This window comes from Streptomyces nidicola (assembly GCF_050106155.1).
Taxonomy (GTDB): Bacteria; Actinomycetota; Actinomycetes; order Streptomycetales; family Streptomycetaceae; genus Streptomyces.
In genome coordinates, this window is the sequence record NZ_JBNBPI010000001.1 from 6153271 (window position 1) to 6177792 (window position 24522).

Here is a 24522-nt window from a genome sequence, read left to right on the forward strand (position 1 = left end):
CGGACGCGTTCGCGGTACGGCGCGCGGCGGGTGGCGTCAGTCCAGGCTGCGTGGCATGCGCGCGCTCAGGACCGCGAGGCCGAGCAGTCCGGCCGCCTGCACCGCGAGGACGACGGCCAGTGCCGTCCGCATCCCCGCCCCCGGCACCAGCGCCAGGAACAGCGAGCCGAGCGTGGCCACGCCGACCGCGAGGCACGCCTGCTGCACGGTGGCGGCGAGACCGCTGCCGGCCCCGGCGCGTGCGGCCGGCACGGCGGCCAGCACGATCCGGTAGTAGAGCGGCAGCTGGAGGCCGCCGCCGACCCCGATCAGGGCCAGGCCCGGCGCCAGGACCAGCGGAGTGATCCGGTCCCAGGGCACCCACAGCGCGGTCAGCGCCACCGTCGCGAGGCCCGCGACGTGCACGGCGGCGCTCAGCGCCAGTGTCCGCGCTCCGAACCGGGCCGCGAGCCGCGGCGCGAGGACCGAGGCCGCGAACTGGGTCACGCCCATCGGCACCAGCGTCAGGCCCGCCTTCAACGCCCCGTAGTGCAGGCCCTGTTGGAGGGTGACCGCGCTCACGAACATCCAGCTCGCGAACCCGACGAAGACCGGCAGGCCGAGGATCAGCCCGCGCCGCACCGCCGGGGCGGCCACCAGCGAAGGCGGCAGCAGCGGACTGCCGCCACCGCGCTCGGCCCGCCGCTCGACGGAGACGAAGGCCCAGGTCAGGAACGGCGCGGCCAGCAGCGTGAGCACCGACCACAGCGGCCAGCCCGCCGCCCGGCCCTCGGTCAGCGGCAGCAGCAGCGCGGTCAGCGACGCCGCGAGGAGCACCGTCCCGGCGAGATCGCCGCGCGCGGGGCGTTCGGCCCGGCTGTCCGGCACGGTGCGTACGGCCAGGAGCAGGGCGGCAGCGGCGACCGGCACGTTCACCAGGAAAACGGCGCGCCACCCGGTCCCGGCGAGATCGGCGGCGACGAGCACCCCGCCGAGCACCTGCCCGAGCACGACGGAGACGCCGCCCACGGACCCGTACAGGGACACGGCCTTCGCCCTGCGCTCCCCGCTCGTCGTGGCGTGGATGGTGGCGAGGACCTGCGGCAGCATCAGCGCGGACGCGGCGCCCTGTGCGACGCGGGCCGCGACCAGCGCCCACGCGTTCGGCGCGAGGCCGCAGGCCAGCGAGGTCAGGCCGAAGGCGACGACGCCGAGCAGGAACAGCCGGCGCCGCCCGAAGGTGTCACCGAGCCGGCCGCCGAGCACGAGCAGCACGGCGTACGCGACGGCGTAACCGGCGACCACCATCTCCAGGCCCGCCGGGGAGGCGTCGAGATCGCGGGCGATGCTGGGGAGGGCGACGTTCACGATGAAGAAGTCGATCATCGGGAGGGCGGCGCCGATGAGGACGGTGAAGAGGCCGACGGGGCCGAGGCGGGGTGGCGCCGCCGGTGCCGGTGGCGCGGTGGGGGTGGTTTCGACGGTGGTCATGGGACGACCATCGCCGGGCGCTCAGCCTGGTACCAGAGTCTCCTCGTCCTGTTACAGGCAGTACCTGGCAACCGGATGACGGGCGGGGCATCCTGGTGGCATGTCGACCCGACCCGTGTCCGAGGACCCCCGCAGGCTGGAACTCGCCGCGTTCCTGCGCAGCCGCCGCGAGCGGATCACGCCGGAGCGGGCCGGACTGCCGCGCACCGCGCGCCGCCGCACCCCGGGGCTGCGCCGCGAGGAGGTCGCGCACCTCTCGGCGGTCGGCGTCACCTGGTACACGTGGCTCGAACAGGGCCGCGCGATCAACGTCTCGCCCGGCGTCCTCGACGCGATCGCCCGCGCCCTCCAGATGGACCCGACCGAGCGCTCCCACGCCTTCGCGCTCGCCGGCACCACCGACCCGCACGCGGAGACCGTCTGCCCGGCCGTCACGCCGACGATGCTGCGCCTCATGGAAACCCTGGCGCCGTACCCGGCGTCCCTGCAGAACGCCCGCTACGACGTGCTCGCCTACAACCCCGCCTACGCGGCCGTCTTCGGCGACCCCGCCGAACTCGCCCCCGAGGAGCGCAACTGCATGTGGCTGCTCGCCATGAGCGACCGGTGGCGCGAGGAGTTCCTCGACCGCGACGAGATGCTGAGCGACCTGGCCGCCAAGTACCGCACGTCGATGGCCGAGCATGTCGCCGAACCGGCCTGGAAGGCGCGGGTGGCCCGCCTCCTGGAGGCGTCGGCGGAGTTCCGCGCGATCTGGGAGCGGCACGAGGTCGCGCCGATGGCGCCGCACGTGAAGCGGTACCGGCACCCCGAGGTGGGGCTGCTGCGCCTGGAGCACCGCAACCTGTGGCTGTCGCCGGAGAACAGCGCGTACCGGCTGGTCGCGTACGTTCCCGCGGACGAGGAGACCGGCGGGCGCCTGGAGGAACTGGCGGCGCTCACGGCCGTGGCGGGCTGAGTCGGCGGCCGTGCCGGCCGGGCGGGGGCCGGGCGGGGAGTGAGGGACAGCGGCCGTGACGGGCTGAGCGGGGAGTGAGGGACAATGGGTGCTTGCCCCCACCCGTCGTCCGTCCCGGAGAGCCCTGAGATGTCCGCTCTGACCATCGGCCCCCACCTGGTGCAGCCCCCCGTGGTGCTCGCACCCATGGCGGGGATCACGAACGCGCCGTTCCGCACCCTGTGCAGGGAGTTCTCGGGCGGCAAGGGCCTGTTCGTGAGCGAGATGATCACGACGCGGGCGCTGGTCGAGCGCAACGAGAAGACGATGCAGCTCATCCACTTCGACGAGACCGAGAAGCCTCGCTCGATCCAGTTGTACGGGGTCGATCCAGCCACCGTCGGCAAGGCCGTCCGCATGATCGCGGAGGAGGATCTGGCCGACCACATCGACCTGAACTTCGGCTGCCCGGTGCCGAAGGTGACGCGCAAGGGCGGCGGGTCCGCGCTGCCGTACAAGCGTCCGCTGCTGCGCGCGATCCTTCGGGAGGCGGTCTCGGGGGCGGGTGACCTGCCGGTCACGATGAAGATGCGCAAGGGCATCGACGACGACCACATCACGTTCCTCGACGCGGGCCGGATCGCGGTCGAGGAGGGCGTCACGGCGATCGCGCTGCACGGGCGTACGGCGGCGGAGCACTACGGCGGCACGGCGGACTGGGACGCGATTGCGCGGTTGAAGGAGCACGTCCCGGAGATCCCCGTCCTCGGCAACGGCGACATCTGGTCGGCGGACGACGCGTTGCGCATGGTCCGCGAGACCGGGGTCGACGGGGTGGTCGTGGGACGCGGCTGCCTCGGCCGCCCGTGGCTGTTCGCCGACCTGGTGGCGGCGTTCGAGGGGCGCGAGGAGCGGGTCCGGCCGACGCTGCGGGTGGTGGCGGACGCGATGGTGCGCCACGCGACGCTGCTCGGCGAGTGGATCGGCGACGAGTCGCGCGGAGTCATCGACTTCCGCAAGCACGTGGCCTGGTACCTGAAGGGTTTCGCGGTCGGCGGCGAACTCCGCAAGCGTCTCGCGACGACGTCGTCCCTGGCCGAACTCCGTTCCGGGCTGGACGAGTTGGACCTCGACCAGGGGTGGCCGGCGGGTGCGGACGGCCCGCGGGGCCGCACGTCGGGCAACGGCCGAGTGGTCCTGCCGGACGGCTGGCTGAACGACCCCAACGATTGCGCGGGCATCTCGGCGGACGCGGAACTGGACACGTCCGGCGGCTGACGGGTCCTGTCGACCGGCACCGCCCTTACGCCACGGGGCTCCGCCCCGGCCCCCGCGCCTCAAACGCCGGGGCGGGGCTCGATTTACCCGCCCACCGCACTGAGCAGCGCCAACGGAGTCGCCGCCGAGCGAGATTCGCGGGTGCACGCGTGAGGGTAGGGGACCGGTGCCGGGTAGGCCGAGCTTGCGTAGCCCGCGATCACCTCCGGGAGGCGGCCGCCGCACGCGGTCGACGCCGCGATCAGGCCGCCCGCCACCGTCCGTGCCTCGTCATGCAGCCCGTACCGGGCCAGGCCCAGCGCGATCAGGGCGTTGTCGTGCGGCCACACCGAACCCCGGTGGTACGAGAGCGGGTGGTACGCGGCCTGGCCGGAGGCCACCGTGCGGACGCCCCAGCCGGAGAAGAAGTCCGGTTCGAGGAGACGACGGCCGACCGCCTCCCCGTACTCCTTGTCCAGCAGGCCCGACCAGAGCAAGTGCCCCGCGTCCGAGGCGAGGGCGTCCAACTGGCGTCCCTCTCCGTCGAGCGCCAGGGCCGGGAACCCTGCCTCCTCCATCCAGAAGTCCCGTACGAAGCGGTCCCGCAGGTCCGACGCCGCCTGCGTCAGCAGATCCGCGTACACCGTGTCGTCCCAGATCGTGCGGGCGAGCGTCGCCGTGCGCCGAAGTGCGTCGTACGCGTAGCCCTGCGCGCCCGCCGCCATCACCGGACCCGTCGCCCGGCCGCCGTCCGCCGAGCAGATCGCGCCGGGGGAGTCCTTCCAGTTCTGGTTGGCGAGCCCCCCGCCCCGGTCGGCCCGGTAGACGAGGTAGCCGCGGGACGTGAGGCCGCCGTGGTCGAGCATCCAGCCCACCGCCGCCCGCGCGTGGGACTCCAACCGGCGGGCGAGCGTCACGTCCGCCGTCTGTTCCACGTACGCCCCGAGCAGGATCAGGAACAGTGGCGTCGCGTCCACCGAACCGTAGTAGCGCCCGTACGGCACCTGCCCGAAGTGCGCCAACTCCCCGTGCCGCACCTCGTGCACGATCTTCCCGGGCTGCGCCACCGCCCCCTCCACCTGCTCGGTCGCCTGCGTCGCGGCCAGCACGGGGAGCGTCGCCGCGGCCAGTTCCGGCCGGTAGGGGAGGGTGAAGAGCGAGGTCAGCAGCGCGTCCCGGCCGAGCAGGGTGAGGAACCACGGCACGCCGGCCGCCGGCACCAGATGCCGCTCCCCGTCGGGCCCCGCCGCCGGCACCCGCAGCACCGCCAGATCGGCGAGGCCCCGCGTACAGGCGTCCGCGAGCTCCGGCCACGCACCCGGCAGCTCGACACCCTCCGTGAACTCCCCGACGGTCCGGGCGAGTTCGGCCGCCACCGCCGCCGGACTCGCCGCCGCCCCGTCCGCCGACACCCCCGTCGGCTCCGCCCCCGACGGCCGTGCCACCACCCGCAGCGCCAGCTCCGCGCCGCCCTGCCCCGCGAGGTCCAGCGTCCACACGAGGCGGCGCGCCCCGGTTCCTGTCTCCTCCACCGCGTCCGGCGCGGGCTCGCTCGTCACCGTCGTCGACGAGCGCCAGTCGCCCCGCGTATACGTGAACTCCACGCCGTCGTCCAGGACTTCACGCGTGCGCACCGCCCCGGGCTTCTGGTACGTACGGTGGTCGGAGCGCAGCTCGAACTGGTCGGTGAAGTCCGCGTCCACCGTGAGCGCGACGCGCACCGTCGTCGGCGCCGGGCGGTTCGAGACGACCTTGAGGAGCTCCACGAACGAGCCCTCCGTCACCGCCTGTTCGCGGAACAGGGTGTACGCCGAAGGCTCCTGGCGCCCACCGCGCGGCACGAGCACGCAACGGCCGACGCCCTCCTCCTCGTACGACATCGGCATCAGCACCTCGGGCGCCGCCCCGTCGACCGTGAGCTGCCAGCGGCACAGGTGGCGCGCGTCCCGCACGAACAGGCCGTCCGGCGAGGAGCCGTCGCGCACCGCGGTCAGCGCCCCGGAAGGGTCGGTCGCCGCGAACGTCTCTCCGCGCACCAGGAGTTGGCGCCCCTGCCCGTGTCCGTACCCGTCCGTCATCGTGTCGTCCTCTCGGCCAGCAGATCCAGCGTCAGCGCGGCCGTCCAGCCGAAGCCGCGGGCGCCGCAGCCCGCCCCCGTTCGGGGATCCACGTACTCGGCGAAGTCCGAGGCCCCCGCGACGTCGAGCATGGCGGCGCGCAGGCGCCCGGCCCGCGCGTCCTCGCCGTGCAGCCGCAGCCCGTACTCCAGAAGCCAGTTGGTGTTGAACCAGGCGGGTCCGCGCCAGTAGCGGTGCGGGTCGAAGGCCGGTCCGAGCAGGTCGTAACTGGGCGCCATCCGCACCAGGTCCCCGACGCCGAAGTGCGGTCCGCATGCCGTGTCGACGAGCGCCCGCACCACCTCGCGCGGCAGCGTCGGCAGGATCAGCGGCAGCAGCCCGGAGACGCCGTACTCACGGACGAGGCCGCCCCCGCCCCGTAGATCCCGGCAGAAGAACATCCCGGCCCGCGGGTCCCACAGCCGCCGCACCAGCGCCGCCGTCAGCCGCTCCGCGCGCGCGTGCCGCGCCGTCCCCACGGCCCCCAACTCGCAGGCGATCCGGGCCAGTGCGTGCTCGGAGGCCGCGAGCAGGGCGTTGAACGACGGGTCCTCGACCGCGAACTCCCCGCCCACGTCCGCGTATTCGGCGTCCCGGTAGTCGGCCGCAAGGCGTACGTACCGTCCGTAGTCGAGGTCCGTCGGGCGGTCGTCCGCCGCGCCGTGCTCCAGATCCGCGCGGCGGAACGAGAGCGGGGGCGCGGGGGAGACACGGCTCAACGGGGCGTCCCAGCACGGGCTGTTGTCCATGCCCTGCTCCCAGGGGTGGACCACGGAGACGAGGCCCGCGCCGCCGTGGTCGCGGCGGTGGAGGAGGTAGCGGTGCCAGGCGGCGAGGCCGGGGTACACGCGCGCCAGGAAGCCGCGGGAGCGGGAGAGGCCCGGGTCCGCGCGGTGCACCAGCCAGGCGGCCAGCGCGTGTACGGGCGGCTGCACGATGCCGGAGGTCTGCACGGCGGACGGGGCGCCCGCGGCGCGGCCCGCGGTGGAGGAGCGCCAGAAGTCGGGGCTGGGAAAGTACGCGTCGAGCGCGACGGCGGGGTTGAAGACGATGTGCGGGATCCGGCCGTCGCCCCACTGCGCGGCAAGCAGCGTCTCCAACTCGCCCTGGGCGCGCAGCGGAGAGACATGGCGCAGGCCGATCGCGATGAACGCCGAGTCCCACGACCACTGGTGGGGGTAGAGCGTGCGCGAGGGGACGGTCGAGGTCCCCGTCCAGTTCGCGTCGAGCACGCGCGCGGCGCGGTCCCGTAAGGAGGAGCGTGGCCGCGCGGGCCGCAGCGCTGCTCCTCGCCGCTCGGTCGTGTGCTCCACAGGCTTTCCCACACCCCTTCCAACGGGTGTCGGTTACGCGGTTCGCCGCATAGGGTTACGTCTATTTAACACGCAAAACCTAGAATGTAACGCACAGTTGATGAACGCAAGGGGGCCGGACGGCCCGTGAGGGGGTCGGAACGGGATGGCGGGGAATCAGGCGAGCGCCGGAGAGCTGCTGCACCTGGTGCGCAGCGGCAGAGCGACCACGCGAGGCGCCCTCCAAGAGGTCACGGGCCTGTCCAGGGCCACGGTCGGCCAGCGCCTCGACCGGCTCTTCCGCGCGAGCTGGCTGCGCGAGGGCGCCGCGGGCCCCGTCAACTCCCGGCTCGGCGGCCGCCCTTCGATCCACCTGGAGTTCGACGACGCGCACGCCGTGGTGCTCGCCGCCGACCTCGACACCCGGCACGCCCGCGCCGCCGTCCTGACCCTGACCGGCGAGGTGCTCGCGGAGCACATGGACACCCTCACCGTCGACGACGGGCCGGAGCGGGTGCTGTCCCAACTGGGCGGCTGGTTCGGTGACTTGCTGCGGAAGGCGGACCGCTCGCCGGGCCTGGTGTGCGGGATCGGCCTCGCGGTGCCGGGCCCCGTCGACTTCGCGTCCGGCCGGGTCGTCCAGCCGCCGATGATGCCCGGCTGGGACGGCTACGACATCGTGGGCCGGCTCGCCCGCGCGGCGGCCGAGGGTGCGGGCACCCCGGCGGACGTCCCGGTCCTCGTCGACAACGACGCCAACCTCATGGCGTACGGGGAGCAGCGCGGCGCCCACCCCGACTGCCGCGCCTTCGCCCTCGTCAAGGTCTCCACCGGCATCGGGGCGGGCGTCGTCGTGGACGGCGCGATCTACCGGGGCATCGACGGCGGCGCGGGCGACATCGGGCACATCCGCGTGCCGGACGGCGCGGACGCGCTGTGCAAGTGCGGCTCGTACGGCTGCCTGGCCGCCGTCGCCAGCGGCCGGGCCGTGGCGCGCCGGCTGACGGAGGCGGGCGTGCCCGCGACGTCCGGCTCCGATGTGCGCGAGCTGCTGGCCGCAGGGCACCCGGAGGCGCTGCGGCTCGCGCGGGAGGCGGGGCACGCCGTCGGCGAGGTCCTCGCGACCGTCGTGACGCTCCTCAACCCCGGCGTTCTCATGATCGCCGGAGATCTGGCCGGAACTGCCTTCCTCACCGGCGTCCGTGAACTCCTGTATCAACGGGCCCTGCCGCGCTCGACCGCGCACCTGGACGTGGTCACGTCCCGGCTCGGCGAGCGCTCGGCGCTCATCGGAGCGGGAGCGCTGGTGGTGGAGGAGCTGTACGCCCCCGCGCGGGCCGAGCGGCGGTTGGCGGCTCTGGGCCTGTGACGCGCCCGTTTCGTCCCCGATACGCGTCCGCATACTGGAACGGGAGCGTCCGGGAGCCGCTTCAAACGGCGTGATTCTCGCCACCCCTGATCGGGGTTGCGCTCAGATGAGCATCAGAAGCCCGTCTGCACTTCTCCAAGCCCTGGCACTCAGTGCCACCGTTCGATCATTTACGACCTGAACGCACAAACGAGCAGAGCGCGCTCAAGTGAGCGTTGAGTGGGGTCTACGGGGGTAGTGTCTTCAAGTAATGAACGAAAGGCTAAGAGGGTCACCAGCTGCCCGTCACTTTCGATCTCCTGGCGGACGGGTGGTTACGCCCGTGTGACAGCTGAGTGGACGTACCCACAGGCCTTGGATCTGGGTATGTTCCTCGCCGTCAGGGCAGCCACCGAGCCTCGAGGAGTCGAGACACGTGTCGGAGAACAAGGATCCTCAGGTAGCGAAGTTCGTTTACGACTTCACCGAGGGCAACAAGGACCTCAAGGACCTGCTGGGCGGCAAGGGTGCCAACCTCGCCGAGATGACCAACCTGGGACTTCCCGTCCCGCCCGGCTTCACCGTCACCACCGAGGCCTGCAAGGTCTACCTCGACAGCGGCGAGGAGCCGGTGGCACTCCGTGACGAGGTCTCCGCGCACCTCGACGCGCTCGAGAAGAAGATGGGCAAGAAGCTCGGCCAGGCCGACAACCCCCTTCTGGTGTCGGTCCGTTCGGGCGCGAAGTTCTCCATGCCCGGCATGATGGACACCGTCCTCAACATCGGTCTCTCCGACAAGTCGGTGCAGGGCCTCGCCAAGCAGGCCGGCGACGACCGCTTCGCCTGGGACTCGTACCGCCGCCTCATCCAGATGTTCGGCAAGACCGTCCTCGACATCGACGGCGAGCTCTTCGAGGACGCCCTGGAGAAGGCCAAGGAGGCGAAGAAGGTCGCGGTCGACACCGACCTGGACGCCGCCGACCTCAAGAAGCTCGTCACGCGCTTCAAGAAGATCGTCAAGACCGAGGCCGGGCGGGACTTCCCGCAGGACCCGCGCGAGCAGATGGACCTGGCCATAAAGGCCGTCTTCGAGTCGTGGAACACCGACCGCGCCAAGCTGTACCGCCGCCAGGAGCGCATCCCCGGCGACCTGGGCACGGCGGTCAACGTCTGCTCGATGGTCTTCGGCAACCTCGGCGCGGACTCCGGCACGGGCGTCGCGTTCACCCGCGACCCGGCCTCGGGCCACCAGGGCGTGTACGGCGACTACCTGCAGAACGCGCAGGGCGAGGACGTCGTCGCGGGCATCCGCAACACCGTGCCGCTCGCCGAGCTGGAGCAGATCGACAAGAAGTCGTACGACCAGCTCATGCAGATCATGGAGACCTTGGAGAACCACTACAAGGATCTCTGCGACATCGAATTCACCATCGAGCGCGGCCAGTTGTGGATGCTGCAGACGCGCGTCGGCAAGCGCACCGCCGGTGCCGCGTTCCGCATCGCGACGCAGCTCGTCGACCAGGGCCTGATCGACGAGGCCGAGGCCCTCCAGCGTGTCTCCGGCGCCCAGCTCGCGCAGCTGATGTTCCCGCGCTTCGACGACGAGGCGAAGGTCGAGCTGCTCGGCCGCGGCATCGCCGCCTCGCCGGGCGCCGCGGTCGGCAAGGCGGTCTTCGACTCGTACACCGCCATCAAGTGGTCGCGCTCCGGCGAGAAGGTCATCCTGATCCGCCGCGAGACCAACCCCGACGACCTCGACGGCATGATCGCCTGCGAGGGCATCCTGACCTCGCGCGGCGGCAAGACCTCGCACGCGGCCGTCGTCGCCCGCGGCATGGGCAAGACCTGTGTCTGCGGCGCCGAGGAGCTGGAGGTCGACACCAAGCGCCGCCGGATGACCATCGGCGAGACCGTCGTCGAGGAGGGCGACGTCGTCTCCATCGACGGCTCCACCGGCAAGGTCTACCTCGGCGAGGTGCCCGTCGTGCCCTCCCCGGTCGTCGAGTACTTCGAGGGCCGCATGCACGCCGGCGCCGACGACGCCGACGAACTCGTGGGCGCCGTGCACCGGATCATGGCCTACGCGGACCGAGTACGCCGCCTCCGGGTACGCGCCAACGCCGACAACGCGGAAGACGCACTGCGTGCCCGCCGTTTCGGCGCCCAGGGCATCGGCCTGTGCCGCACGGAGCACATGTTCCTCGGTGACCGGCGCGAGCTGGTCGAGAAGCTGATCCTCGCGGACACCGACGCCGAGCGCGAGGAGTCGCTGAAGCAGCTGCTCCCGCTCCAGAAGCAGGACTTCGTCGAGCTGTTCGAGGCGATGGACGGCCTCCCGGTCACCGTCCGCCTGCTCGACCCGCCGCTGCACGAGTTCCTCCCGGACATCACCGAGCTGTCCGTGCGCGTCGCGCTCGCCGAGTCCCGCAAGGACAACAACGAGAACGACCTGCGCCTGCTCCAGGCCGTGCACCGGCTGCACGAGCAGAACCCGATGCTGGGCCTGCGCGGCGTCCGCCTCGGCCTCGTCATCCCCGGCCTGTTCACCATGCAGGTCCGCGCCATCGCCGAGGCCGCGGCCGAGCGCAAGGCCGCCAAGGGCGACCCGCGTGCCGAGATCATGATCCCGCTCGTCGGCACCGTCCAGGAGCTGGAGATCGTCCGCGAGGAGGCCGACCAGGTCATCGCGGAGGTCGAGGAGAGCCACGGCATCAAGCTGAAGCTCGCCATCGGCACCATGATCGAGCTGCCCCGCGCCGCCCTCACGGCCGGGCAGATCGCCGAGGCCGCGCAGTTCTTCTCCTTCGGCACGAACGACCTCACGCAGACCGTCTGGGGCTTCTCGCGCGATGACGTGGAGGCTTCGTTCTTCACCGCGTACCTGGAGAAGGGCATCTTCGGGGTGTCGCCGTTCGAGACGATCGACAAGGACGGCGTCGGCTCGCTCGTGAAGTCCGCCGTCGAGGCGGGACGTGCCACGCGCCCCGACCTCAAGCTCGGCGTGTGCGGCGAGCACGGCGGCGACCCGGAGTCGGTGCACTTCTTCCACGAGGTGGGTCTCGACTACGTCTCCTGCTCCCCGTTCCGCATCCCGGTCGCCCGCCTGGAGGCGGGCCGCGCGGCCTCCACCTCCGTGGGCAGCGACCACCGCTGACCGGCGGCCGAACTCCGGGGCCGTCGCGAGTCCCCGACCCTCACCGATTCGCGGCGGCCCCGGTACCAACGGAAGGGCGGCACCCCTGTGCGGGGGGTGCCGCCCTTTTCCGTGCGTGCGTACCCTTCGGTAACCCCCACAGACGACGTCCCCCCGAAGGAGAGCCGACCCATGAGCGGCTGGAGCGCGACCGACATCCCCGACCAGCAGGGCCGTACGGCGGTGGTCACCGGAGCCAACACCGGCATCGGCTACGTCACCGCACGCGAACTGGCCCGCGCGGGCGCCCACGTGGTCCTGGCCTGCCGCAGCGAGCGGCGGGGCGTCGCGGCCCTGGAGCGTCTGACGTCCGAAGTGCGCGGCGCGCAGGCCGAGTTCGCGCGGCTCGACCTCGGTGACCTCGCCTCGGTACGGGGCTTCGCCGAGGCCCGCGAGGACCGCCCGCTCGACCTCCTGGTCAACAACGCGGGCGTGATGGCCCTCCCGTACGGCCGCACCGCCGACGGCTTCGAGACCCAGTTCGGCGTGAACCACCTGGGGCACTTCGCGCTGACCGGGCTGCTGCTGCCGGGCCTGCTCGCGGCGCCCGCGCCCCGCGTCGTCTCCGTCTCCAGCGCGCTGCACGCCCTGGCCAACATCGACATAGCCGACCTCAACAGCGAGCGGAAGTACGGCCGTTGGGTCGCCTACGGGCGGTCCAAGACGGCCAACCTGCTGTTCGTGCACGAGCTGGCGCGCAGAGTGGAGGCGGCGGGTGCGGGGCTCGTGGTGGCCGCGGCGCACCCCGGCTACGCGGCCACGGAACTCCAGGCGCGCAGCGCCCAGATGGAGGGCCGCAGGGGCATGGAGCGGTTCTTCGAGGTCGGCAACCGGTTCTTCGGTCAGCCCGCCGCGACCGGTGCGCTGCCGACGCTGCGCGCGGCCACGGCCCCCGACGTACGGCCCGACGACTTCTACGGCCCGCGCCTGGCGATGTGGCGCGGCGCCCCCACCAAGTCCTGGCGGGCGTCGTGGACGGTCAACGACGCGGCGGGGGAGCGGCTGTGGGCCGCGTCGGAGCAGCTGACGGGCGTGGACTTCAAGGGGCTGGGCTGAAAAAGACGTTGGACCGGCACCCCCTCCAGCAGGGGTGCCGGTCCAACGTCGGCTATCGGTGCGGGCCTCAGCTGTTGGCGTCGGCCTTGCGGCGGCGCATCACGTACACCGCACCGGCGCCGACCACGACGGCCGCGCCGCCCGCCAGGCCGATCGTCGGCAGGGCGGAGGAGGAGCCGGTGGAGGCGAGGGAGCCGTCCGTGGTGCCGGAGCCGTTGCCCGAGCCGGGGGTGGCGACGGGGGAGGCGCTGCCCTGCGGCTTGGGCTTGTTGCCCTTGTCGGCGGGGGTGGTGGAGTTGCCGGCGCCGACGGGGTTGATCGTGAAGTAGTACGTGGCGAGGTCGCTGTAGCCGCAGCTCGCGTCCTGGTTGAAGTGGGCGCCCGCGGCGAAGCTGACGCCCTCACCGGCCGGCGTCGAGCGGTCGATCGACAGACGCAGCGGCACCTCGACGTGCCCACCCGACTTCACGTTGGTGAACTCGCCCGCGACGTCACCCGCGCCGAGGGACTTCCAGGTGCCGCCCTGCTTGGCCTTGAGGTGCAGCTTGCTGGTGATGTCCTTGTCGTCGGCCTTGGCGAACGCGACAACCTCCACGTACGGCACCACCGCTTCGAGGGTCCGCTCGGTGGTGTTGGTGAGGCGCAGCCGGAAGTCGACCGTGGAACCGGCGGCGACCTTGGACGGCAGGCCGGAGAGGGCGGCCTTGAGGTCGGAGCCCTCCGAGCACTCGGGGTCCGTCGGCTCCTCCGGCTCGCCGGGCTCGCCCGCCTCGTCCTTCGCGTCGGCGAGGGCCTTCTCGGCGGCTTCCTTCGCGGCGCGGGTGGCCTTGACGTCCTTCTGGGCCTGGTTGAGCTGCCGGAAGAGGTCGACCCGGAAGTCGTCGAGGGCCGTCTGGGCCTTCGTGAGCGCGGCGTCGGCGTCGGTCTTGCCGGAGGCCGCGGTGCCCGCCGTGAGCTTGGCGGCGTCCAGTTCCTTCTGGGCGGCCGCCTTTTCGTCTTCCGTCTTGGCGTTGTCCAGCTTCGTCTGCGCCGCCGTGACGGCCGCGTCGGCCTCGGACTTCTTGCCCGCGGCGGCGTCGGCGTCCACCTTCGCGCGGTCGCGGGCGGCGACGAGCGGATTCGACGGGAGGTCCGCGTCGTCGATCTTCTGGTTCAGCGCCTCCACGGCCGCCACGGCGGCCCGGTACGCCTGCCGCGCCTCCTTCACGGCCTTCTTCAACTCGGCTATGGAGGGCTTCTCCTGGGTCTGCGCCGCAGGCTTCGTGTCGGCGTACGCCGGAGAGACGGACAGCAGCGCCACCGGAGTGGTCACGGCGGCGACTGCGGCTGTCGCGAGAATCTGACGGATCTGCACGGGACGCCCTCTGTTCGGAGTCGGAGTAAGGCGCGTGTAAGCGCTGAGATCCGAGATCCTAAGGCGGTTCGAGGGCGCCCGTGCGGGCCTTCTGTCCGGGTGTGAGCGGTGTTCTGCGGCTACTGGAGTTGAAATATGGACAGATTGTGAAAGTTGCTCTCTATCCCTGTGTTTTCTCTGTGACTGATGTCACTGCCCCGCGGAGGGGGTGTCAACGCACCGCGTACGTCCGGACGGTGACCCCGTCGTCGTCCAGGCACTGTCCCGTCTCCAGGTCGAACCGCTGCTTCAGCAGGGGCGAGGCCACGAACGGCCGCCCCTCCGCCGAGCCGAGCAGTCCTCGCGAGAGCACGGACGCCCCGGTGAACGGGTCGGTGTTGTCGATCGCGTACACACGGCCCGCGCGGTCCATGAAGACCGCGGCCTGCCGGCCGTCGGGCAGCAGGACGGCGACCCCGCGCCCCGCGTCCAGACGGGACGGTTCGCACACGGCCAACAGCTCGCCGTCCACGTCGAGTTGCACGAGAGTGGTCGTCAGCTCAGGAGCGATGGTCATCGCAGAGTCAGTCCTTCCAGGGGGATCAGCGGCAGCTCGGGCTTGATCTGGTCGCGCTCGGGCATGAAGCGGACCGTCGGGTCCGGGGTGTCGGGGGCGTTGACGAAGGAGACGAAGCGGGAGAGGCGCTCGGGGTCCTCGATGGTCTCGGCCCACTCGTCGCGGTAGTGTGCGACGTGGTCCCGCATCAGGGCTTCGAGCTCGTCGCAGATGCCGAGCGAGTCGTGCACGACGACGTCCCGTACGTGGTCGAGCCCGCCCTCGATCCGCTCCAGCCAGGCCGCGGTGCGCTCCAGGCGGTCGGCGGTGCGGATGTAGAACATCAGGAAGCGGTCGATCAGCCGGATCAGCTCGGCGTCGCTCAAGTCCTGGGCCAACAAGTCCGCGTGACGGGGTGTCATGCCACCGTTCCCGCCCACGTACAGGTTCCAGCCGTTGGCCGTGGCGATGACGCCGAAGTCCTTCGACTGGGCCTCCGCGCACTCGCGGGCGCACCCGGAGACCGCCGACTTCAGCTTGTGCGGGGCCCGCAGGCCCCGGTAGCGCAACTCCAGGTCGATCGCCATCCGGACCGAGTCCTGCACCCCGTAGCGGCACCAGGTCTGCCCCACGCACGACTTCACGGTCCGCAGCGCCTTGCCGTACGCGTGCCCGGACTCGAAGCCGGCGTCGACCAACCTGGCCCAGATCATGGGAAGTTGGTCGACCCGCGCGCCGAACAGGTCGATGCGCTGGCCGCCCGTGATCTTCGTGTAGAGGCCGAAGTCCTTCGCGACCTCCCCGATCACGATCAGCTTCTCGGGGGTGATCTCGCCGCCGGGGATCCGGGGCACGACCGAGTACGAGCCGTTCTTCTGGAGGTTGGCGAGGAAGTGGTCGTTGGTGTCCTGGAGGGCGGCCTGCTCGCCGTCGAGGACATAGCCGTCCGCGCCGATCGACGGGGCGAGCGAGGCGATGATCGAGCCGACGGTCGGCTTGCAGATCTCGCAGCCCTCGCCGCCGCGCGCACCCTCCCGGCCGTGCTCGTCCAGGAGTTGGGCGTACGTCGTGATCCGCTTGACCCGCACGATCTCGTACAGCTGCTCGCGGGTGTGCTTGAAGCAGCCGCACAGTCCGTCGTCACCGCTCTTCGGCAGCAGCTGGCCGATGAGCTTGACGCAACTCCCGCAACCGGTACCGGCCTTGGTGCACTTCTTCACCTCGGGCAGCGAGGTGTGCTCGCAGATCGCGCCCTTGGTGACGTTGTGGCAGGAGCAGATGACGGCGTCGTCGGGCAGCGCCTCCGGGCCGAGCTGGGCGGGCGCGCCGGTGCCCGCGGGGAGGACCAGCTGCTCGGGGGCGATCGGCGGCACGCTCCCGGTGAGCGCGCGCAGCGTCCCGTACGCCTCCGCGTCGCCGACGAGGATGCCGCCGAGCAGCTCGCCCTCGCCGCCGATCACGAGCTTCTTGTACGTGCCCGAGCGCGAGTCCGAGTAGACGACGTCGAGGCAGCCCTCGGTGGCGCCGTGCGCGTCGCCGAACGAGGCGACGTCGACGCCGAGCAGCTTGAGCTTGGTGGAGAGATCGGCGCCGGTGAACGACGCGTCCTCGTCGGCGATGGTGTCGGCGACCGCGAGCGCCATCTCGTAGCCGGGGGCGACGAGTCCGTACACCCGCCCGTCCGAGGCGAGCGCGCACTCGCCGATCGCGAAGATGTCGGGGTCGCTGGTGCGGCACTGCTCATCGACGGTGATGCCGCCGCGCTCGCCCACCGACAGGCCCATGTCGCGGGCGAGTTGGTCGCGGGGGCGAACGCCGGCGGAGAAGACGACGAGGTCGGTGGCGAGTTCGCTGCCGTCCGACAGCTTCATGGCGCGCACCGTGTCCGCGTCGTCCGTGACGATCTCCTGGGTGCCGACGCCGGTGTGCACGTCGAGCCCCATGTCGCTGATGGTCTTGAACAGGGCCGCGCCGCCGCCCTCGTCGACCTGCACCGGCATCAGGCGCGGCGCGAACTCGACGATGTGGGTGGCGAGTCCGAGCCCCTGGAGCGCGCCCGCCGCCTCAAGGCCCAGCAGGCCGCCGCCGACCACGGCGCCGACCGTCGCGTTGTTCTTCGCGTACTCCTCGATCGCGTACAGGTCCTCGATCGTCCGGTACACGAAGCAGCCGGTCGCGTCCTTGCCGGGCACCGGCGGGACGAACGGGTACGAGCCGGTGGCAAGGACCAGCGTGTCGTAGGGGACCTTGAGACCGGAGCGGGCGTGCACGACGCGGGCCTCGCGGTCGACGACCACGGCGGGGTCACCGACGTACAGCTCGATGCCGTGCTTCTCGATGAACTCCGGGTCCGTCATGGAGAGTTCCTCGGGCGTGGTGCCCGAGAAGTACGAGGTGAGGTGCACGCGGTCGTAGGCGGGGCGCGGCTCCTCGCACAGGACGACCACGCGGTGCGAGTCCGTGAGCCCGCGCTCGGCGGCGGCCTCGAGGAAACGCTGGCCGACCATGCCGTGGCCGATGAGGACGATCGTGGGCAGTGCCTTGTCGGTCGGCATGTCAGAGGCCTCCGTCGTGGGTGAGCAGGTGCAGCAGAGGCGCGCCGACGGCGTCGTCGGCGGGCAGCGATTCGTTCGACTCCCAGGCGTGCGCGAGCGCGCCGACCGTGGCCAGTTCCCCGATCAGCACGCCGCCGACGAGCCGGTCGCCGCGCACGACGACCTTCCGGTACGTGCCGCGGGTGGCGTCGGCGAGCTGCACGACGTCGTCGCCGGGCAGCGCCTCGGTCTCGCCGAACGCGGCGAGGTCCAGCGGCCCGGCCTCGTGCGGGAGGGTGAGCCGGGTCAGGGTGCGGGTGCCGGTGTACGTGGTGGTGGACCCGGCCGTGGTGAGGATGTCGGCGAGCGCGTCGGCCTGTTCCAGGGCCGGGGTCGCGAGGCCGTAGACGATGTCGGCGTGCTGGGCGCAGTCGCCGACCGCGCGGATGCGGGGGTCGCTGGTGCGCAGCGCGTCGTCGACGACGATCCCCTTGCGGACGTCGAGCCCCGCGGCCTGCGCGAGTCCGGTGCGCGGGCGGACGCCGCAGGCGAGGACGGTGACGTCGGTGCCGAGCACGTAGCCGTCGTGCAGCTCGACGCGGCGCACGTGTCCTTCGACGACGCCGACGCCGCGCACCCGGCACTCGGTGTGGATCTCCACGCCGAGCGCGGTGAGGTGGCGGCGGACGAGCTCGGAGGAGCGCGGGTCGAGCTGGCGCTCCATCAGCCGCTCGGACTGCTGGGTGAGGACCACCTGCGCGCCGCGCCGGGCGAGCGCGCGGGCCGCCGAGACACCGAGGAGGCCGCCGCCGATGACGACGGCGCGGGTGCCATCGGTGACGGCCCCGGTCAGCGCCAGGCAGTCGTCCATCGTGCGGAAGGCGTGGACGCCGCCCGGCAGTTCGGTGGCATCGGGCGCGAACAGGCCGCGCAGCGGGGGCAGTACCGGGTTCGAACCGGTGGCGAGGACGAGGGTGTCGTAGCCGACCTCGTCCCCGTTCTCGCACTGCACGAGCCGCCGCTCGCGGTCGATGCGGACGGCGCGGGTGCGCAGGTGCGGCCCGGTGGCGCGGGGCAGCTCGATGACCTCCGGCGCGTACGTCCCGGCCAGCACCTCCGCGAGCAGCACGCGGTTGTACGGGGCGTGCGTCTCCTCGCCGATCAGCGTGGCCCGCTCGCCCAGGCGGTGGGCGATACGGGTCCCGGCGAGGCCGGTGCCGATGACGACGACGCGGCCGGGGCCGGTCGTGGCGTCGTCGTGCTCGTACGGTGCGGTCATGCTTCGCAGCGTGCGTGGCGGGTGTTTCTCGGTGGCGTCTCCTTCGTTTCCCACGAGGAACGCTGCGCTCAGCGGGGGGCGCGTGGCGGTGTGAGGGTTCCGTACGGGCGCGGCGGCGGGCCTGTGAGGGGCGTTGTCAGGGGGCGTCCGCCGCCGATGGCTTAACCCGTGTTCAGTCCGTCCTCAAGGGCGCCTTAAGGATCGGCCGTACGGCGCTGACCAGCCGAAACCCGGGCTCGTTGGAACCTAGTGTGCCGGTCGTGACCACCAAGGCCGTCGACCACGAACTCGCCCGCTACCCCGCTCTGGCGTCCTACCGCAGGCAGACCGAGCGGCGCCGCGAGGCCCCGCCGATCCCGCCGCGCCCCCGCAGGGCACCCCGCGTGCGGCCCGCCGCGCCCGCCCGCGTCACCGCGTACCAGCTGCGGACCGGGATCCGGGCGGGCGCGCTGCTCGTGACCGCCCTGTGGATGGCGCAGGTCCGCCCCTCGGCACGGATCGACGCGCTGTTCACGACCGGCGCCCATCTGAGCGGACTGCTCGCCGGGTACGGAATCCTGGTCATGCTCTTCCTCATGGCCCGGGTGCCCGCCGTCGAGCACGGCATCGGCGCCGACCGGCTCGCCCGCCACCACGCGCGCGGCGGGCGTCACGTCCTGACCCTCTGCGCCGCCCACGTCGTGCTCGCCCTGTGCGGGTACGCGGCGCACACCGGAACCGACCTCGTCGGCACGGTCACCGAGCTGCTCGGCTACCCGGGGCTCGCCGCCGCCGCGTTCGGCACCGCGCTGTTCGCCGCGGTCGGCGTGAGCAGCGCCCGCGCCGTCCGCCGCCGCGTCGGGCACGGCGCGTGGCGTGGACTGCACCTGCTGACGTACGTCGCCGCGGCGCTGGCCTTCGCCCACCAGCTCGCGGGCCCCGACATCGCGTCCAACCCGCTCGCCCTCGGCCTGTGGTCGCTGCTGCACGCCACCGTCGCGGTGCTGCTCGGCTGGTACCGGCTGGTCGTGCCGGTGCGGCAGGCGCTGCGGCACCGGCTGCGGATCGTCGACGTACGGCAGGAGGGCCCCGGCGTCGCCTCGGTCCTGATGCGCGGCACCGACCTGGGCCTGCTGCGCGCGGAACCGGGCCAGTTCCTGCGCTGGCGGTTCCTGACACGGCGGCTGTGGCACACGGCGCTGCCGTTCTCCCTGTCCGCGCCGGTCGACGGCGACCACGTCCGGATCACCGTGAAGGCCGTCGGCGACCACACGCGCCGGGTGCGGAGGCTGCAGCCGGGCGTGCGAGTGGTCGCGACCGGGCCGTTCGGCGCGCTCACGGCGCACCGCCGCACCCGGCGCAAGGTGCTGCTGCTGGCCGGGGGAGTGGGCATCACGCCGCTGCGCGCCCTGTTCGAAACGCTGTCCGGCGAACCCGGGGACATCACGCTCCTCTACCGCGCGAGCAACGCCGAACAGCTGGTCCTGCGCGAGGAGTTGGAGTCCATCGCCCGCACCCGCGAGGCTGCCCTGCACTACCTCCTCGGCCCCTCCGGCGCGGCCTTCGACTCCCTCGCCCCACAGGCCCTGCGCGACCTCGTGCCCGAACTCGCCGACCACGACGTCTACTTGTGCGGCCCGCCCGGCATGACGGAGACAGCGACGGCGGCACTGGCCAGGGCCGGCGTACCCGAGAACCGCATCCACGCGGAGTCCTTTACGTACTGATACGTACTGACGCGCCCCACCCGCCCCGTCTACCGGAGAAGAGAAGACACACCACCATGGGCCGCCACACCAGACCCGCCCGCACCGCACACGCCCCCACGATCCAGGCCCGCCGCAGGCTCACCGCCGGGCTCGCCTCGGCCAGCGCCCTGGTCGCGGCGTGCCTCGCGCTCACCGTCGAACCGGCGGCGCCCCCGGCCCCCGACCGGGCCGTCCCACATACCGGTACGGAACCCTCAGATCCAGCTCAGCCTTCCAGGGGGCCGTGGGCCGTGCAGGCGGCGGATCCGTAGAGTCCCGATCATGCCTGACATATCCCTGACCACCGTCGTCGTGCTGTGTATCGCCGCGCTCGCGGCGGGCTGGGTCGACGCGGTGGTGGGCGGCGGCGGACTGCTCCTGCTCCCGGCCCTTCTCCTCGGTCTGCCGAACTCCGCCGCGGCGGGCCACGCCCTCGGCACCAACAAGGCCGTCGCCATCGTCGGCACCACGGGCGCCGCCGTCACCTACGCCCGCAAGGCCCCCGTCGACGTACGGCTCGCCGTACGCATCGGTATCGCGGCCCTCGCCGGATCGACCTTCGGGGCGCTGCTCGCGACGGGCATGAGCACGGAGGTGCTGAAGCCCATCGTGATGGTGGTGCTCGTGGCGGTGGGCGCGTTCGTGATCTTCCGTCCGGCGTTCGGCACGGCGCCGACGGCGGTCCCGGCCTCGCCCCGCCGGATCTGGGCGGCCATCGGCTTCGCGGGCCTCGGCATCGGCTTCTACGACGGCCTGATCGGCCCGGGCACCGGCACCTTCCTGGTCCTCGCCCTGACCGCGGTCCTCCACCTCGACCTGGTCACCGCCTCCGCCACCGCGAAGATCGTCAACTGCTGCACCAACGCGGGCGCGTTGGCGATGTTCGCCTGGAAGGGCCAGGTGTACTGGCAACTCGCGGGGCTCATGGCGGTGTTCAACCTGGCGGGCGGCATGGTCGGCGCGCACACGGCACTGAAGCGGGGCGCCGGGTTCGTGCGGGTGGTGCTGCTGACGGTGGTGTGCGCGCTGGTGGTGAAGATGGCGTACGAGCAGTGGGTGGCGTGAGCCGCATTCCTTTTGGTTCGGCGTGGCTACCGGCTGCCCGTCAGGTGGGCGAAGACGACGACGTTCCCCTGGTAGCCCGTCTTGCGTGAGTACGGGCCGCCGCAGGTGATCACCCGGAGTTCGGGGCGGCGGGCCGCGCCGTAGACCTTCGCGTCGGGGAAGTGCTTCGCGTCGTACACCTCGACCGCGTCCACCGTGAACACCGCCGCCGAACCGTCCCGCCGCTCCACCTCGATCGTGCGGCCGCGCTTCAGCGAGCCCAGGGCGTAGAAGACGGACGGGCCGCGCGCGTTGTCGACGTGGCCCGCGACCACCGCCGTACCCGTCTCACCGGGCTTGGTGCCCTCCTCGTACCAGCCCGCGAGATTCTTGTCGCCGGCCGGAGGCACGTCGAGGCTGCCGGAACGGGTCAGGTCCAGGCCCATCAGCGGGGCGTCGACCTCGATCGACGGGATGCGGATGCGGTCCGGCGGGGACGGGGCCAGGGGAGCGGCGGCCGGTGGCTCGCGGCCGGTGTCGACGCGGGCCTGCGCGGCGGACGGCTGGGGCGGCGGCTGGCCCTCCGCGCCGCTGGCGAGCAGCCAGGCGCCGGCGGCGAGGGCCAGGGCGGTGGCTGCTCCTATGGCGGAGTTGACGCGGTTCGCGGCGCGCGGGCGCGCGGGCGTGCCGGTGCGCTTGGGGGTGCGCATGGGGGCTGGGGTTCCTCGCAGTTCTTCACAGGGCGGTGCTGCACGGGGCGGGCGGGGGAGAGAGGGAGGCGCCCCGAGCTCAGATGCGGTCGCCGCGCGCCCTGCGGTGCAGCAGCCAGGTGCCGCCCGCGGCGGCCAGCGCCAGCGCCGCCACACCGGCGGAGGTGCGCGTGGGTTCGGGGCCGAGCGCGCCGCCGACGCCCGTGTTCACGTGGCCCTTGGGGAGCTGGGCCACGGAGGCGCCGGTGCCGGTCACGGAGACGATGAGGTCGCCCGTCACCTCGGGGCCGCTCGCGCACTTCGCGACGATCTCGTACGTTCCCGGCTGCGCGGAGACCGGGATCCGGAAGCGCCCTGTGGCGTTCGCCGCGGTCGGGGTGGCCGGCGCCAGCGTGAAGGTGCCCGCGCCGACCGCGCTGGCGTCACCGGTCGCCGTGTCGCTCCCGCCGCACGCGGTGGTGTCCACCGTGACGCGGTCGCCCGGGGCGGCCGTCGCCGGGTAGACCTCCAGGCCGCCCTGCGCGGCGGTCGCGGGGGCGGCGACGGCGAGCAGCGCCGTCGTGGCCGCGGTGGTGAGGAACGCCGCCGCGGTCAGCGGTCGGCCCATGCCCCTGCGCACGCGCATCGTCCAAGCTCCTTCGCGGGCGTCGGGCGCGCCCTGCCAAGGTCGAGGTAAGTGCCAGTCGTGGCCGCCCGCCTCCTGATGCGGGCGACCGGGTGACGGAGGCGGGCGTGCGAGTGACGACCGGTCAGTTCACCGCCACCGCCGACCAGGTGGCCGCCACCGCCGCGTACTCCTTGCTGTCGGCCCCGTACAGATCCTTGGCGGCCTTCAGCGTCGCCGTACGCGCGCCCTTGTAGTCGGTCGAGGACGTCATGTAGACGGTCAGCGCGCGGTACCAGATCTTGCCGAGCTTCTCCTTGCCGATGCCGGTGAGCTTCGAGCCGTCGCACGTGGGGCTGTTGTTCTGGACGCCGCCGATCGTCTTCGCGCCGCTGCCCTCCGCGAGCAGATACGCGAAGTGGTTCGCGACGCCGGAGGAGTAGTGCACGTCCAGGCCGGCGACCTTGGAGTTCCAGCAGTCCGCCGACTTGCCGTCCCGGCTCGGCCTGTCCATGAAGCGCAGCGCCGCCGTCTTCGCGCCGGGCTTGACGATCTTCTCGCCGATGAGCCAGTCGCCGGGGTCGGAGGCGTTCTTCGCGTGGAACTCGACGAGCGTTCCGAAGATGTCGGAGGTGGCCTCGTTGAGGCCGCCGGACTCGCCGGAGTAGGTGAGGGCCGCGGTGGACGAGGTGACGCCGTGGGACATCTCGTGGCCCGTGACGTCGAGGGCGACCAGCGGGCCGAACGTCTTGCCGTCGCCGTCCCCGTACGTCATGCAGAAGCAGTTGTCGTCCCAGAAGGCGTTGTTGTAGTCCTTGCCGTAGTGGACGCGGTTGTACGAGCCCTTGCCGTCGTCGGCTATGCCGATCCGGCCGTGGACGTCCTTGTAGTAGTCCCACGTCTGGTCGGTGCCGTACTGGGCGTCCACGGCGGCGGTGCTCCGGTCCGTGGCCTTTCCGGTGCCCCAGTGGTTGTCGGCGTCCTTGTAGACCGTGGCGGGGGCGCGCTCCAGGCAGATGCCGAGGACGCAGGTGTCGGTCTTGTTGGCGGCGTCGCCGGTGTAGGTGTTGCCGCGGGTGGAGTCGTTCAGCTGGTAGCCGCCGGAGGAGGCGCGGGTGGTGGTGAGGGGGACGGTGCCGGAGTAGAGGGAGCGGCCGTCGCCCGTGGCCGCGGCGGGGGTGGCGGTTTCCAGGCTGTCCCAGGAGTCGATCCCGGCGCCGGTGGTGGCGTCGGTGAGGACGGTGCGGGCCATGGGGTTGCCGAGGGAGTCCTTCGCGGCGGCGGTCGTCCGCCAGGCCAGTTTGGGGCTGCCGTGCAGTGCGTCCACGACGAGTCGCGGCTTGGCCATGAGGCTGTGGAGCACCCGGCCGGGGTTGGCCTCGCGCAGGAGTGTGGTGGCGAGGTTCGCGGCCTTGGGGGCGGAGAGGCGGGGCGTGGTGCTCGGCACGGAGACGCTGCCTGAGACGGCGCGGTCGGTGCCCTTGTACGTGCCGTCGGCGCCCTGGTGCACGACGAAGTCCCCTCCCAGAACCGGGAGTTGACCGTACGTGCGGTCGTAGCGGGTGTGCCGGGTCCCGTCGGGGTCGGTGATCACGTCCCGTACGGAGGTGGCCTCGGCGGTGGTGGGGGAGGGGGCCGCGGTCGCCGTGGGGGCGAGGGCGAGGGTGGCGGCGAGGAGGGTGGCCAGGGTGGTGATGCCGGTGGTGAGGCGCGATGTGGTCCGTATGTGTCTCATCAAGCGGCTCCGTGGGGACGGTGAGATGAGCGGGGTTTGTTCCTGACGCTGATTCAGTTTTAGGCGTCCATGACAAATGGAGTCCATGGATCCGCGGTGTCGGCCCTGTGAAGGACCGGTCGGCTCCGCCCAAGGGGGTCGCCCGTGCCCACGCCACGGGGCTCCGCCCCGGACCCCGCGCCTCAAACGCCGGCGGGGCTGGAAAGATGGGGGCTCCGCCCCGGACCCCGCTCCTCAATCGCCGGAGGGGCTGAGATTGCGCAGGGCTCGAATTGCCTGCCTGCCGCAGGGGCTTGATCTGCCCCGCCCATCTCCCACCCACCCGCCCCC

Annotated in this window: 17 protein-coding genes; 7 read left to right on the top strand and 10 right to left on the bottom strand. The window is 72.3% G+C overall.

All coding sequences use genetic code 11. The features are described from left to right. Window positions 1-36: 36 nt before the first annotated feature. Complete coding sequence (locus tag ACOKM3_RS27775) at window positions 37-1470, bottom strand: MFS transporter (protein ID WP_426903744.1); 1434 nt, start codon at window positions 1468-1470, stop codon at window positions 37-39. 100 nt (window positions 1471-1570) lie between these two features. Between ACOKM3_RS27775 and ACOKM3_RS27780 the strand changes: the two genes are divergently transcribed. Together ACOKM3_RS27780 and dusB are read left to right on the top strand one after the other, a co-directional pair. After that, window positions 1571-2428: a helix-turn-helix transcriptional regulator gene (locus ACOKM3_RS27780; RefSeq protein WP_426903745.1), complete on the top strand. Its 858-nt coding sequence runs from the start codon at window positions 1571-1573 to the stop codon at window positions 2426-2428. A 129-nt stretch (window positions 2429-2557) separates the two neighbouring features. Then, window positions 2558-3685 carry a tRNA dihydrouridine synthase DusB gene (gene dusB, locus ACOKM3_RS27785; RefSeq protein ID WP_426903746.1) on the top strand — a complete coding sequence of 376 codons (1128 nt, stop codon included), beginning with the start codon at window positions 2558-2560 and terminating at the stop codon, window positions 3683-3685. Between the two features lie 83 nt (window positions 3686-3768). Here the strand turns inward: dusB and ACOKM3_RS27790 are convergent, their stop codons facing one another. After that, window positions 3769-5742, bottom strand: a complete 1974-nt coding sequence (locus ACOKM3_RS27790; protein ID WP_426903747.1) for an amylo-alpha-1,6-glucosidase — start codon at window positions 5740-5742, stop codon at window positions 3769-3771. Next, entirely contained in the window at window positions 5739-7094 is a 1356-nt protein-coding gene (locus tag ACOKM3_RS27795; protein WP_426903748.1) for an MGH1-like glycoside hydrolase domain-containing protein, read from the bottom strand. The genes ACOKM3_RS27790 and ACOKM3_RS27795 overlap by 4 nt, the downstream gene beginning before the upstream one ends. A 145-nt stretch (window positions 7095-7239) precedes the next feature. Here ACOKM3_RS27795 and ACOKM3_RS27800 point away from each other — a divergent pair, with 145 nt between their 5' ends. The 3 genes from ACOKM3_RS27800 (at window position 7240) to ACOKM3_RS27810 (ending at window position 12670) form a co-directional block, all read left to right on the top strand. Further along, entirely contained in the window at window positions 7240-8442 is a 1203-nt protein-coding gene (locus tag ACOKM3_RS27800; protein ID WP_426903749.1) for an ROK family protein, read from the top strand. Window positions 8443-8857: 415 nt separating this feature from the next. After that, window positions 8858-11575: a pyruvate, phosphate dikinase gene (ppdK, locus tag ACOKM3_RS27805; protein ID WP_426903750.1), complete on the top strand. Its 2718-nt coding sequence runs from the start codon at window positions 8858-8860 to the stop codon at window positions 11573-11575. Between the two features lie 171 nt (window positions 11576-11746). Next, a complete protein-coding gene (locus tag ACOKM3_RS27810) occupies window positions 11747-12670 on the top strand; it encodes an oxidoreductase (protein ID WP_426903751.1) in 924 nt (307 codons plus the stop codon). Window positions 12671-12737: 67 nt separating this feature from the next. Here the strand turns inward: ACOKM3_RS27810 and ACOKM3_RS27815 are convergent, their stop codons facing one another. From ACOKM3_RS27815 to ACOKM3_RS27830, 4 genes are all read right to left on the bottom strand, one after another. Beyond that, window positions 12738-14024 carry an LPXTG cell wall anchor domain-containing protein gene (locus ACOKM3_RS27815; protein WP_426903752.1) on the bottom strand — a complete coding sequence of 429 codons (1287 nt, stop codon included), beginning with the start codon at window positions 14022-14024 and terminating at the stop codon, window positions 12738-12740. 211 nt (window positions 14025-14235) lie between these two features. Next, the gene (nirD, locus tag ACOKM3_RS27820; protein ID WP_426903753.1) at window positions 14236-14580 is read right to left on the bottom strand and encodes a nitrite reductase small subunit NirD; all 345 of its coding nucleotides are present in this window, start codon (window positions 14578-14580) and stop codon (window positions 14236-14238) included. Beyond that, the gene (gene nirB, locus ACOKM3_RS27825) at window positions 14577-17114 is read right to left on the bottom strand and encodes a nitrite reductase large subunit NirB (RefSeq protein ID WP_426903754.1); all 2538 of its coding nucleotides are present in this window, start codon (window positions 17112-17114) and stop codon (window positions 14577-14579) included. The genes nirD and nirB overlap by 4 nt, the downstream gene beginning before the upstream one ends. A 1-nt stretch (window position 17115) precedes the next feature. Further along, window positions 17116-18372: an NAD(P)/FAD-dependent oxidoreductase gene (locus ACOKM3_RS27830; protein WP_426903755.1), complete on the bottom strand. Its 1257-nt coding sequence runs from the start codon at window positions 18370-18372 to the stop codon at window positions 17116-17118. A gap of 251 nt (window positions 18373-18623) precedes the next feature. Here ACOKM3_RS27830 and ACOKM3_RS27835 point away from each other — a divergent pair, with 251 nt between their 5' ends. Continuing rightward, window positions 18624-20078 carry a ferredoxin reductase family protein gene (locus tag ACOKM3_RS27835; protein ID WP_426903756.1) on the top strand — a complete coding sequence of 485 codons (1455 nt, stop codon included), beginning with the start codon at window positions 18624-18626 and terminating at the stop codon, window positions 20076-20078. 303 nt (window positions 20079-20381) lie between these two features. After that, the gene (locus tag ACOKM3_RS27840) at window positions 20382-21164 is read left to right on the top strand and encodes a sulfite exporter TauE/SafE family protein (RefSeq protein ID WP_426903757.1); all 783 of its coding nucleotides are present in this window, start codon (window positions 20382-20384) and stop codon (window positions 21162-21164) included. 26 nt (window positions 21165-21190) lie between these two features. Here ACOKM3_RS27840 and ACOKM3_RS27845 read toward each other — a convergent pair whose 3' ends face one another. The 3 genes from ACOKM3_RS27845 to ACOKM3_RS27855 all read right to left on the bottom strand — a co-directional run bounded on the left by ACOKM3_RS27845 (window position 21191) and on the right by ACOKM3_RS27855 (window position 24192). Continuing rightward, window positions 21191-21853 (bottom strand): class F sortase, encoded by a 663-nt coding sequence (locus ACOKM3_RS27845; RefSeq protein ID WP_426903758.1) that lies wholly within the window; start codon window positions 21851-21853, stop codon window positions 21191-21193. A 79-nt stretch (window positions 21854-21932) separates the two neighbouring features. Then, the gene (locus ACOKM3_RS27850) at window positions 21933-22478 is read right to left on the bottom strand and encodes a hypothetical protein (protein ID WP_426903759.1); all 546 of its coding nucleotides are present in this window, start codon (window positions 22476-22478) and stop codon (window positions 21933-21935) included. A gap of 124 nt (window positions 22479-22602) precedes the next feature. Then, entirely contained in the window at window positions 22603-24192 is a 1590-nt protein-coding gene (locus ACOKM3_RS27855) for a M4 family metallopeptidase (protein ID WP_426903760.1), read from the bottom strand. Window positions 24193-24522 lie beyond the last annotated feature (330 nt).